The following is a 12,614-nucleotide window of genomic DNA, read 5'->3' as shown; positions in this document are numbered from 1 at the left end:
CGTTAAAAGATTAAAAGATTCAAGCCTTCACAATTAAAGATTTACAAGTTTAAATTAGATGAATTTTAAGTGATAAAATAGAAGTAATTGATGTGTAAGATAATTATGAAACCTTTTTTTAGAAATCTTGTTTTAAACTATTAAATTGTATTTTTGCACAATGGAAAAACGTCTAGAACAATTACCAAAATTAGCAGAAGAAGCTAAAAAGGAAAGTCTAAAGTACTTTGCGACGCTTAAGAAAAGAACGCCCAAAAATTTAGATTACGTTGTACAAGAATTGCACGATGCAGAATTTAAAAAAACAGATTGTTTAACCTGCGGAAATTGTTGTAAAACTACAAGTCCTATTTTTACGGATAAAGATGTAGAACGTATTTCTAAGCATTTAAAAATGAAAGTTGCCGGTTTTACAGAGCAATATTTAGAAAGAGATGAAGATGATTTTATGGTGTTAAAAACAGCACCTTGTTCTTTCTTTGATGAATCTGATAATACTTGTTTTATTTATGATGTTCGCCCAAAAGCTTGTTCTGAATATCCGCATACAAATAGAAAGAAGTTTATAAATATATCTGATTTAACGGTTGCAAATACAGCTATTTGTCCTGCTGCTTATTCTATTGTAGAAGCATTAAAAAAAGCAGTACCTATGGTTTCTAAAGTGAAAAAAAGAAGGAGTTAATTAGGGGAATTGTTAAATATATCTAAAAATAAAATTCAAATATTTTTTGGCACAGAAGTTGTTTATATAATAATGAAAGCAACCTAGTAAACTGTTTTCATTGTGTAAATTATTTGAATTAGTTAGCATAACAAAAAACCATCTTAAACGAGATGGTTTTTTTAGTTTTGTATATTATTTCTGTATGAGCTCAATGGCCTTATTAGTTTCTTTTTGAGGTAATTTACAAGTACCTAAATTACAGACGTAAATGTAAGTTTCATCTTCTACAAATTTACCTTTTAATAGAGGAACACTTTCATTTTCATTTGCAGAACCTACTATTATAATATTTGGTATATAATGATCTAATAACTCTTTTTTAATATTTTGTGCTTCATTTCCTACAATTGCAACTTCATAAAATGGTTTGGTATAATTGGTCATTAAATTTAACCAATTACTAAAACCCGTAGGACTTTCTAAAATGTGATTGTGCATATTATGAAGCATTTGTTTTGCCATTTTAGTGTAATTTGCATCGTAATAATAAAGGCTCAACTTAAACAAACAGTTAGCTAAAATAGAATTAGGAGAAGCAATTACATTATCATCAACTTTTACTTTTCTAGATATTAATTTTTTACTTTTATTAGAAGCAAAATAAAACATATTGTTTTTTGTATTTTTATAATTATCTAAAGTAAAGTCCATTAATTTTTTAGATGTTGTTAACCATTTTTCATCAAGAGTTACTTCATATAAATTGATAAAGGCATCTATTAACGTAGCATAATCTTCGGAATATGCATTAATAGTATTTTTTCCATTTTTGTAATTTCGATACAGATTTCCGTCTTTTTGTAATTGATTGTTTAAAATAAAATTTGCATTTTTAAGTGCGGCTTTTAAATAATCTTCGTTTTTTATAGCTTTATAAGCATCTAGGTACCCTTTTATCATTAAGGCATTCCAAGAGGTTAAAACTTTATCGTCTAAATTTGGTTTTACTTTTTGTTTTCTTACTTTTTTAAGAATTGTTTTCCAGTTTTTAATTTTAATTGAAAGTGCGTCCGTACTTATTTTATGTTTGTTTGCAAAAGCTACATTGGTAGAATTTCTGATTAAAACATATCTGTCTTTTTCCCATAGACCAAAATCATTTATATTATAATAATCTTCAAACAGAGCGTAATCATCAGTAATTAAATCTTGCAATTCTTGTTTTGTAAAATAATAATAAGCACCTTCTTCTAATTCATTCTCTATGTTTTTACTATCGGCATCTAAAGAAGAAAAGAACGTTCCATTTTTATCTGTTAATTCTTGATTTACAAAATCTAAAGTTTCTTCAATCGTCGTCTTGTACAACTCCTTTTTATCATTTTGATAAGCTTTGGCATACAAACTAACAAGTTGAGCATTGTCATAAAGCATTTTTTCAAAATGTGGAATGTGCCATTTCTTATCCGTAGAATATCTAGAGAAACCACCATTTATGTGGTCATAAATTCCACCAAAAGCCATTTTTGTTAAGGTAGTTTCTATATGTTTTTTTACACCTTCATCTTCAAATTGATAACCGTACCTTAATAAGAACTCATAAGAATTTGGCATTGGGAATTTAATATCACTTTTTTCACCACCATAAATAGTGTCGAAGTCTTGTTGCCATTTTAAAACTGCTTTTTTTAGTTCTGTATCTGTAAACTCGGCTTTGTCTTCTTTTAATGTAATTAATTCTGATTGTTGTAAACCTTCTGTAAGTTTTGCTGCAAATTCTATAGCTTTTTCTGGAGTTTCTTTATACAGTTTAGAGATGTTTAATAAAATTTCTTGCCATTGTTCTTTTGTAAAATAAGTTCCTCCAAAAATGGGTCTTCCATCTGGTAATGCTATACAGTTAAGTGGCCAGCCACCACTACCAGTCATTAATTGTACGGCATTTAAATACACATTATCTACATCAGGTCTTTCTTCTCTATCAACTTTAATATTAATAAAGTTTTCGTTCATTATTTTGGCAATAGAATCATTTTCAAAACTCTCTTCTTCCATAACATGACACCAATGGCAAGCAGAATATCCAATAGAAATAATAATTAGCTTATTCTCGTCTTTGGCAAGTTGTAAAGTTTTATCATTCCAAGCTTTCCAATTTACAGGATTGTTTGCGTGCTGTAACAAATAAGGACTCGTTTCGTTGGCTAATTCATTTTGACTAGCTGTTTCTCTGTCTTTGTTACAACTTAAACAGAGTATTATACATAAATAGAATAAGGTTTTAGTAATGAGTCTCAAGCTTTTATTTTTATTAAAAATTAAATTAAAATATCAATAGGACTAAAGTATTATAAAACTCTAATTTAAAAAACTCTTTTGATGCAAAATCTAAAGCATCAAGTAACTCATATGTGTTATAGCCATATAAAATGGGGTGGTAAGGTAGTAATTGCAACAAATGTTTTAATCTTAGTTCAAATAGTTTTATTCATATATTTAGTTAAATAGTAGTTTTATCAAAAATAGTAAACAATTAAATAAACTTTAAATATGAGACTAGCGTTGAAAAAAAATATTTCTGTATTCGTTTTTGTTTTGTGCTTACAGATTTCATATACGAAAGCACAAGATAAAATACCACAAATTCAATTAGAGAAAAATGAAGTTTCTACTGCGTTTATAGAAGCCAAAATAGATAGTATTATTGCTGTTTTAACTTTGGAAGAAAAAGTAGCAATGACACATGCGCAGTCTAAATTTAGTACTAAAGGAGTTGCAAGATTAGGAATTCCAGAAGTTTGGATGTCTGATGGACCACATGGAGTTAGAGAAGAAATTAGTTGGGATGCTTGGGAGAATGCAGGGTGGACCAATGATGCTATTACTGCTTTTCCGGCACTTACATGTTTGGCGGCAACTTTTAACCCAGAATTAGCAGAGAATTATGGTTTTAGTTTAGGTGAAGAAGCAAAATATAGAGAAAAAGAGGTTTTATTAGGTCCTGGTGTAAATATTTATAGAACGCCCATGAATGGTAGAAATTTTGAATATTTAGGTGAAGATCCTTTTTTAGCTTCCACGATGGTAGTTCCTTATATTAAAGGGGTTCAAGACAATGGTATTGCCGCTTGTGTAAAACATTTTGCTCTAAATAATCAAGAGCATTTAAGAGATAAAATTAATGTAGAAGTAGGTGATAGAGCATTGCATGAGATTTATTTACCAGCATTTAAAGCAGCGGTGCAAAAAGGAAATGTTTGGGCATTAATGGGCGCTTATAATAAATTTAGAGGTCAGTACACTACCCATAATAAAATTTTACATAAAATTTTAAAAACAGATTGGGGCTTTGATGGAGTTGTAATTAGCGATTGGAGTTCTGTACATTCTACCAAAGAAGCAGCTTTATATGGTGTAGATATGGAAATGGGGACAGGAACAGACGGTTTGGGAACTACAACCAATAATCATTATCAACATTATTATTTAGCAAATCCGTTTTTAAAAGCGATAAAAAATAGTGAGTTAAGTGAAGATTTGGTAGACGATAAAGTACGTAGAATATTAAGGTTGATGTATCGTACAAACTTAAACCCGAATAGAACTTTAGGGAAGTTGAATACAGATAAGCATCTAGAAGTTGCTAGAAAAGTAGCTACAGAAGGAATTGTTTTGTTAAAAAATGAAGATAATTTCTTTCCTATTCAGGATAAAAAAGGAATTACAATTGCTGTTATTGGAGAAAATGCAACAAGAGATATGACACAAGGTGGAGGATCTTCTCAATTAAAACCGCTTTTTGAAATTTCTCCTTTGCAAGGGATAAAAGAACGATACAAAAATGCAACGATTATTCATACAATGGGCTATGAGTCTGGTGCCTCTGTTTATGATAAAATTTTACCAGCTAATTTAGACCAAGATTCTTTGTATGTAAAAGCAATTGAAGTTGCAAAAAAAGCGGACATTGTTCTTTTTGTGGGCGGTTTAAATAAAAGTCATCACCAAGATAGTGAGGGAGATGATAGAAAAGTTTTTGATTTGCCTTACGGACAAGAAAAATTAATAAATGGAATTCAAAAAGTTAATGAAAACTTAGGTTTCTTATTGGTTACAGGAAATGCGGTAAAAATGCCTTGGATTTCTAAAACAAAAGGAATTTTACAAACTTGGTATTTGGGTAGTATGGCTGGTCATGCAATAGCAGATGTTGTTAGTGGAGATGTAAACCCTTCAGGGAAACTTCCTTTTTCTTTTCCAAAAGAATTAAATGACAATGCAGCACATGCTTTCGGACAAATATCATACCCAGGAGATGGCGTTAATCAAAATTATAGCGAAGGTATTTTAGTCGGATATAGATGGTTTGATACCCGAAAAATAAAACCTCAATATGCTTTCGGATTTGGTTTATCTTATACTGATCTTAAAATTTCTGATGTAAAAATCGATCAAAAAAAATATGCTAAGAATGATCAAATAAAAATAACTTTTGATGTTGCAAACACCGGAGATAGAGCAGGAGCAGAAGTTGTACAAGTATATGTTGGTAAACATAAATCTAAAGTAGAAAGAGCTTTAAAAGAATTAAAAGGATTTTCGAAAATTTATTTAGATAAAGGAACTAAAAAAACGAGTACAATTACTATTGATGCATCCACATTAGCCTATTATAATCCAGAAATTTCAGACTGGACTGTAGAGGAAGGAACTTATTATTTATACGTAGGTAACGCATCCAATAATATTGTGAAAAAGATAAAATTTGATTTGTTTTAATTTGAGTTGATTAAAGTGGAAAAGCAGTATGAATTTAATTTTGTACTGCTTTTTTTTAGTAAAAAATGAGTCACTCTTTATATAATTACTAAAAATGTAGACATAACTAAAGAGAAAGTAAAAAGTAGCCTTTGTAATTTTTATGAATTAAAGACGCAAAAAATACTTTTTTGATAGAAAATAAACCAACAAAATGAATAATATTATGAAAAAAACATTCCTTTTATTACTGTTATTGGTAACAACTATAAGTTGTAAAGAAAACAAGAAGTTGTCTTCTGCAGAAGACACAACGCATGAAGCAAAGATTGAAGTATTACTCTCTAAAATGTCTTTAGAAGAAAAAATAGGGCAAACCAATTTAAGAGGTATGCACAGTACCGAAAATGAACTTCCAGAAAAATTAATAGCAGCTGTTAAAAAAGGAGAAGTTGGTGCTTTTTTAAACATTATGAATTTAGACTATGTAGATGAATTACAGAGAATCGCGGTTGAAGAGAGTCCAAACGGAATTCCATTAATTTTTGGTAGAGACGTAATTCATGGTTTTAAAACTATTTTTCCAATTCCATTGGGATTAGCCGCTACTTGGAATACTCAAATAGTAGAAAAATCTTCTGAAATAGCTGCTTTTGAGGCTACGTCATCAGGTATACGATGGACGTTTGCCCCAATGTTAGACATTGCAAGAGATAGCCGATGGGGAAGAATTGCAGAATCACCAGGAGAAGATCCTTATTTAGCAACCGTTTTAGGTGCTGCTTATATTAAAGGTTTTCAAGGAAATAATTTAAGCAACCCTTACAGAATTGCGGCTTCTGCAAAACATTATATTGCCTATGGAGCTGCCTTTGGAGGTAGAGATTATAACACGGTTAATTTAAGTGAACCTCTTTTAAGAAACATTTATTTACCACCATTTAAAGCAGCTATAAATGCTGGTGCTGCAACTGTAATGAGTTCTTTTAATGAAATAAACGGAATTCCAGCAACAGGACATGAGTTTCTATTAAAGGATGTTTTAAGAGGAGAATTACAATTTGATGGCTTTGTAGTAAGTGATTGGGATTCGGTTACAGAAATGATTGCTCATGGTTTTGCAAGTGATGAAAAACATGCTGCAGAATTAGCTGCAAAAGCAGGATTAGACATGGAAATGAATAGTGAAGCTTACGAAAACCATTTAAAAGAATTGATTGAAGAAGAAAAGGTAACTATAGAAGAATTAGATGAATTTGTACGTAATATTCTACGAATTAAATTTAGACTTGGTCTTTTTGAAAATCCGCATAGAAACAAAGAACATACGGGTAACTTGTATGCAGAAAGTCATCTAGAAGAGGCTAAAAAAGCAGCGATTGAAAGTACGGTGTTGTTAAAAAACAAGAATTCTATTTTACCTCTTTCGGAGAAAACAAATATTGCAATTATTGGACCTTTGGCAAATGCACCACACGAACAATTAGGAACTTGGGCTTTTGATGGAGAAAAAGAACACACCAATACACCTTTAGATGCATATAAAAAAGCAAATGCAAATTTTACGTTCGCAAAAGGATTAGGGCATAGTAGAGATGTCTCTACAGAAGGATTTAAAGAAGCTATAAATAACGCAGAAAAATCTGATATTATTTTATTTTTTGGAGGAGAAGAAGCAATTTTATCTGGTGAAGCACATAGTAGAGCAAACATTAATTTACCAGGAGCTCAAGAAGAATTAATTAACGAATTGGCTAAAACAGGAAAACCTATTGTTTTAGTAATTATGGCAGGTAGACCCATTACCATTACAAATATTATAGATAAAATAGATGCTGTTTTAATGGCATGGCACCCCGGAACAATGGGAGGTGAGGCTTTATATGAAATTGTACATGGAATAAAATCTCCTGAAGGAAGATTGCCTGTTTCTTGGCCAAAAACAGCTGGTCAACTCCCGTATTTTTACAATCATAAAAATACAGGAAGACCTGCGGATAGCATTAATTTTATTCCGATGGATAAAATCCCTATTGCTGCATGGCAAAGTTCACTGGGTAACGATTCTCATTATTTAGATGTCGGTTTTACACCTCATTTTCCTTTTGGTTATGGCTTAACCTACACAACTTTTAAATATGCAGATATTTCTATATCTAAAGAGATCATTAACTTTAATGAAGATTTAGAGGTTAAGGTATCCATTACAAATACAGGTAAAAATGACGGTAAAGAAATAGCACAACTCTATATACAAGATGTTGTTGGTAGCATTACTAGACCTGTTAAAGAGTTAAAAAGATTTGAGCATGTATTCTTAAAAAGTGGAGAAACAAAAGAAGTTACTTTTAAAATTTCGGCTAAAGATTTAGAGTTTGTCAATCATAAAATGATAAAAGCTGCAGAAGAAGGAGTGTTTAATATTTGGGTTGGACCAAATGCATCAGAAGGTTTAAAAACATCATTTTCTCTTAAAAAGTAAATAATAAAAGTTAGATTCAATGGTTCTTTGTGGTAGCAAAAGAGATATTTAATATATTATTTCCCTAGCTTCTGTTTAGGGAAATATTTATACCAGATTAAGAGTCGTAAAATTATAATCTATTAAAATAAAAGACACATAATTATTTTAAAATGGAGTCTTTAACTCTTATTGGTTGTAAAGTTAGATGTATCTGAAAGCGTTTTTATGAAAGCGATAATATCATTAATTTCTTGTTTCGATAAATTTAAATGTACGTTAGAAAGTGTTTGATTTTTTACTTTTATTCCCATTCCTTCTCCACCTCCTAAGTTATAAAACTCTAAAACATCTTCTAAAGTATAAAATAAACCATTGTGCATGTAGGGGGCAGTTAAATCTGCATTTCTAATAGAAACCGTTTTAAAAGAATTTTTAAAATAAGGTTGTTTATCGCCTATAAGACCATTATTATAACGCCCTAAGTCTGTGTCTAATTTAGGGTTTATAGAATCAAAACCTTGCGTAATACCTAAAACCTCAGACTCTGATTCTAAATAAAAGGGAGGTGTAGTTCCGTTAAAAATTGGAGCAAAATGGCACGTAGCACAAGTTCCTTTTCCCATGAATAAATTAAAACCTCGTTTTGCATTTTCAGGATATTTTGTTGTTTCATTTCTTACATACCTATCAAATGGACTCTTAAAGGATTTTAAAGAATTTACATAGGCTGCAATAGCGTTACTTATAGAACGTTGGTTGATATTTTGTTTGGTAATTCCTTTGTAAGCATCTTTAAACAACGCTAGATATTTGGGATCTTTATTTAGTTTGTTAATTATAGCGTTAAAAGTAGTGTTAAACTCTAAGGGGTTATCAATAACATGAGCCACTTGAGTTTCTAAATTAGAAGCGCGCATGTCTAAAAAGTAACCCGTGGAATAACCTGCGTTTAATATGGTTGGAGCATTTCTAGCTCCAAAGCCCCCTTTTTTATTAGATATACTTTTAGGTAGACCATCTGCAAACCCTTTATTTGGATCATGGCAAGTTAAACAAGACATTTTACCACTATTAGAAAGTTGTGGATCATTAAACAATAACTTACCTAATTTAATTGTTTTTTTATTATCTAAAGGTAGGTAAACTAATTCAGAGTAAAAATCACTGTTTATAAAATTAGCATCAAATATATTTTTTACTTTATAATTTTGAGCATGCTTTTTATAAGGTTCAAGCGTGATGTTATTCAGGTTTTGAAACTCTAATAAGTTACCATATAATGGATTTACGACTTCTTTTAAAAAGAGCATTCTATCAAATTCATTAAAATTATTTTCTAATTTTAATGAATTTTCTCCTTTTTCAAAAAGTCTTTTAATATGGTGAAATTTAATAATTGCATTAGGATTTATTCCTTCATTGTAGTGCAAAAAAGCGGTTTTCATACTTTGCAAACTCACTAAGCTTTCCTCTAGACCATTTACAGAACCAGGCGTGTCGTAGCCTGTAATTCCTAAAGTGAATATTCTAACCATTCCAGAGCGAATAGACTCTATAATTTGACTAGATTTTAACTGAATTGGTAAGTGGCTTTTTAGAAGGAAATCTACACGTTCTTTTAATTTATTAGCTAATTTTTTAATATGTTGTTTGTTTTCTAAAGAATTTTCTTCAAAAATAGCCTCATCTAATGCTTGTAAACCATTTGGTTTTATAACTTTAGTAGCTTCAAAATATTCACTTATTTTTGGTAACGGAGCTCCGTTTATATAAGTAGTATTGTAAAATGTTTGGTAATAATCAAAAATAAATTCAATTTTCTTATAAGCTAATCTTGTATTTCTTACTTGGCTTTTTATATCTTTTAAGGGAGCCTTTTTATTTGTAAGAGCATCTAATAAGTTTACTTCCTTTTGAAACTTGTAAAAATTTTTTGTATAATCAAAAACTATATTTTTTAAAATGGAATCTGTTTTATAAACGGTTGTTTTTTTACCCGACAAGATAAAAAAGCAACTAAAAAGCAATATACATAAAATGCTTATTTTTTTCATTTAGTACAAGTTTTATCAACTATTAAGGCTTTTTTATCAGAATAAAAAAGCCTTAATAGTAATTTATTAAAATGAGAATTTAAAATTATTTTAAAATAACAGATTTATAAAATGTTCCCTTATCCGTTGTTATTTCTACAACATATGTACCTAATTCCATTTTTTTAACGTCGATAACTTTGTCATTACTTTCTTTAACCAACTGACCAATATTATTATAAAATTGAACTTTTTTTAGTTTTTCTTTAGGCTTTAAGTTGATGGTAAGTACACCGTTAATGGGAGATATAAATGATTCATTATCTTTTATAATTTCTTTTTTGATAGAAGAAGATTTAATAGTGATATTAGGTTTATTGATGGTGAAATAATCATCAATTTCATTAGTATCTCGTATAAATTTAACAGTTAAATTTTGTCCACCTTTACCATCATCATCAACCTCCATAACACAAGAACCCAGTTTATTTAAAGAAATATACATTGCTTTATGGTTTAATTCTCCGCCAGATATTTGTCCTGCAGACCCTGTTGTTATATAAACAGCTCCTTTAGTATCTTCTTTTGTTTTTATGTAAGCACCATTACCATCTATTTTTCCATCTCCAGTTCCATTTTTGCCAACAATGTTACCTCCTTTAGTTGTTTGTTTAGGATTAAAACTATTAGAAAAACCTTGATGCCCGTTTAAAAAATAAGAGCGTTCATAAGAATGACTATGGCCGTTTAAAACAAGGTCTATACCATTGGCTTCTAACATAGGCATAAAGTTTTTTCGCATTTCAATAAGTCTATCTTCTACATCAGAATCATGAGAACCTTTAGAGTATGCAGGGTGATGGAATAAAGTTACAATCCAATCTTGTTTTGTATTTTGAATATCTGTAAAAGCCCAATTGTACATTGCATCACCAACAGCTCTACTAGAGTGGTGAGAATCTAATATTATAAAATGAATATTAGCATAATTAAAAGAGTAATAAGCTTCAGTACCAGAAGCTATTCCGCCTGCTTCTGCTTCTTTAGGAAAAGAAAAAATATCATAATAAGGACCAGATTGCGTGTCTGAATCAGCAGTGTAACCATCGTGATTCCCTAAACAAGACCAAGCAACAGATTTTTTTAACATCTCGTTATAAACATCAAAAAAAGCAAGTTTGTACTCTATATCCGTCCCGCTACTATAGGCATTATCGCCTAAAAATAACATCATATCTGTTTTACCTGTGTTTATAGAATCTGTATCAACATATTTATAATAGGCATCTCTTACGTTTCTTTGACTTTTATTATCTGTACCAGGATCACCTAAAATCCAAGCACGAACAAACTGATCTGTACCAACTTTTGGAGCAGTTATTACATACATATCACCAGAAATACTTTCGGCTAAAACTTTCTCTTGATTACCAATATTAAAATAGTATTTTGTGTTTGGCAGTAAATTAGATAAAGCAACTTGGTGTTCTGTTGTTTTATTTTTATTGATTTTATTGTTCGATAAAGAATCTAATCTAGTTCCGTAATTAACAACAGATGCTGTTGCAATATCTGTTCGCCATTTTACAATAACGCTTGTAGGTGTACCGCTTTGTAAATAAGGACCTCTTTTTACAATGACAGAAGTTTGAGAAAATAAAGACACAGAAATTAATGTCAGTAGTAAAAATATGCTTTTTTTAATCATAATATTTAGTTGTTAATGGCGTTTTCTAAAGTTTTAATTTGTTGCTTTAACTTAATTGTAGAGTTCATTTTTTTTAATTTAGCATCTAATTTTTCTATATTAATAGAAGCTAATTGTATGGCTATATTTGCTTGCTGATGTTGGTGTAAGCTTGCTAAATACTTAGCTTTTTTATAATACCAAAACTCTTTTCTGTTGTATTCTATAATAAAATAATTGTATTGTGTAATTACTTTTTCTGTTTGATTAGATTCTTTTAAATAATCTAACTTTTTAAGTTGAAGAGATAATGTATTTGTCCCCAATTTTTCTAAACCTACTTCTATTACTTGCAAAGCATCTTTATAATTTTTATTATTTTCTGCAAGTATTATTTTTGCATATTCTAAAATATTTTCTGGGCGAATATCTTGTAGATTATCAATAACATATTTATATGCTGTTACCGATTTTTTATAGGCTTTTAAATGGAATAATATTTGGGCTTCTAGCTTTTTAGCTTTGGTATTTAATTTCTCTTTTTTTAAATAAGAAATTATCGCTTTTAAAGCTTCATTATATTCTTCTGATAAATAATTTACCTCAGCAATTCTATATTCTAAAGCATTATTTTTATTTCCTAAAGTTTTAGATTTTTTATAATCGATTAATGATTTATTATATTCTGTATGTTGTTGGTATAGTAAACCTCTTTGAAAATAAAGGTTAAAATTATTGGGGTCTTTTTTAATTTCTAGAGTCTTTTTTTCTATTCGAATAGATAAATCTCCGTGTGCAAATACTTGTACAGATAATAATAAAAAGGAAACAATAAAAAGTATTCTTATAAAAAGAGGATTCCCAAAGTTTAGGGAATATGATTTTTTAACCATGGAATAGGAAGGTTTTTTAAAGGGCAAATGTATATAATCTGTTTGCAAATGATTTTTCGAAAAATTAAAAACAAGAACTACTAAACATGTTGACAATAGAGGGCGTAACGAA

At 29.7% G+C, this 12,614-nt stretch carries 7 protein-coding genes; 3 read left to right on the top strand and 4 right to left on the bottom strand.

The window, feature by feature from the left end:
- Positions 1-160 precede the first annotated feature (160 nt).
- Positions 161-685, top strand: coding sequence for a YkgJ family cysteine cluster protein (locus tag H0I28_RS07110; RefSeq protein ID WP_068448536.1), 525 nt, complete (start codon positions 161-163; stop codon positions 683-685).
- Positions 686-859: 174 nt separating this feature from the next.
- On the opposite strand, the gene H0I28_RS07105 is transcribed toward H0I28_RS07110, so the two are convergent.
- Entirely contained in the window at positions 860-2,965 is a 2,106-nt protein-coding gene (locus H0I28_RS07105; RefSeq protein WP_218761166.1) for a thioredoxin domain-containing protein, read from the bottom strand.
- A 252-nt stretch (positions 2,966-3,217) separates the two neighbouring features.
- Here H0I28_RS07105 and H0I28_RS07100 point away from each other — a divergent pair, with 252 nt between their 5' ends.
- Both H0I28_RS07100 and H0I28_RS07095 read left to right on the top strand, forming a co-directional pair.
- Positions 3,218-5,446 carry a glycoside hydrolase family 3 protein gene (locus H0I28_RS07100; protein WP_218761165.1) on the top strand — a complete coding sequence of 743 codons (2,229 nt, stop codon included), beginning with the start codon at positions 3,218-3,220 and terminating at the stop codon, positions 5,444-5,446.
- 205 nt (positions 5,447-5,651) lie between these two features.
- On the top strand, positions 5,652-7,907 hold the full coding sequence (locus H0I28_RS07095; RefSeq protein ID WP_254712853.1) for a glycoside hydrolase family 3 N-terminal domain-containing protein: 2,256 nt from the start codon (positions 5,652-5,654) through the stop codon (positions 7,905-7,907).
- A gap of 161 nt (positions 7,908-8,068) precedes the next feature.
- On the opposite strand, the gene H0I28_RS07090 is transcribed toward H0I28_RS07095, so the two are convergent.
- From H0I28_RS07090 to H0I28_RS07080, 3 genes are all read right to left on the bottom strand, one after another.
- Positions 8,069-9,943 carry a cytochrome-c peroxidase gene (locus H0I28_RS07090; RefSeq protein ID WP_218761163.1) on the bottom strand — a complete coding sequence of 625 codons (1,875 nt, stop codon included), beginning with the start codon at positions 9,941-9,943 and terminating at the stop codon, positions 8,069-8,071.
- Between the two features lie 85 nt (positions 9,944-10,028).
- The gene (locus H0I28_RS07085; RefSeq protein WP_218761162.1) at positions 10,029-11,630 is read right to left on the bottom strand and encodes a metallophosphoesterase; all 1,602 of its coding nucleotides are present in this window, start codon (positions 11,628-11,630) and stop codon (positions 10,029-10,031) included.
- A gap of 5 nt (positions 11,631-11,635) precedes the next feature.
- Positions 11,636-12,502 (bottom strand): lipopolysaccharide assembly protein LapB, encoded by an 867-nt coding sequence (locus H0I28_RS07080; RefSeq protein ID WP_218761161.1) that lies wholly within the window; start codon positions 12,500-12,502, stop codon positions 11,636-11,638.
- Between the last annotated feature and the right edge of the window lie 112 nt (positions 12,503-12,614).

Source organism: Polaribacter sp. AHE13PA, from assembly GCF_019278505.1.
GTDB lineage: Bacteria > Bacteroidota > Bacteroidia > Flavobacteriales > Flavobacteriaceae > Polaribacter.
The sequence above is the reverse complement of the archived record's forward strand: the minus strand, read 5'-3'. Positions and strand labels throughout refer to the sequence as shown.

Coding starts and splice junctions, on each gene's coding strand:
- H0I28_RS07110 (WP_068448536.1), top strand. CDS start 161: ATGGAAAAACGTCTAGAACAATTACCAAAATTAGCAGAAGAAGCTAAA.
- H0I28_RS07100 (WP_218761165.1), top strand. CDS start 3,218: ATGAGACTAGCGTTGAAAAAAAATATTTCTGTATTCGTTTTTGTTTTG.
- H0I28_RS07095 (WP_254712853.1), top strand. CDS start 5,652: ATGAAAAAAACATTCCTTTTATTACTGTTATTGGTAACAACTATAAGT.
- H0I28_RS07090 (WP_218761163.1), bottom strand. CDS start 9,943: ATGAAAAAAATAAGCATTTTATGTATATTGCTTTTTAGTTGCTTTTTT.
- H0I28_RS07085 (WP_218761162.1), bottom strand. CDS start 11,630: ATGATTAAAAAAAGCATATTTTTACTACTGACATTAATTTCTGTGTCT.
- H0I28_RS07080 (WP_218761161.1), bottom strand. CDS start 12,502: ATGGTTAAAAAATCATATTCCCTAAACTTTGGGAATCCTCTTTTTATA.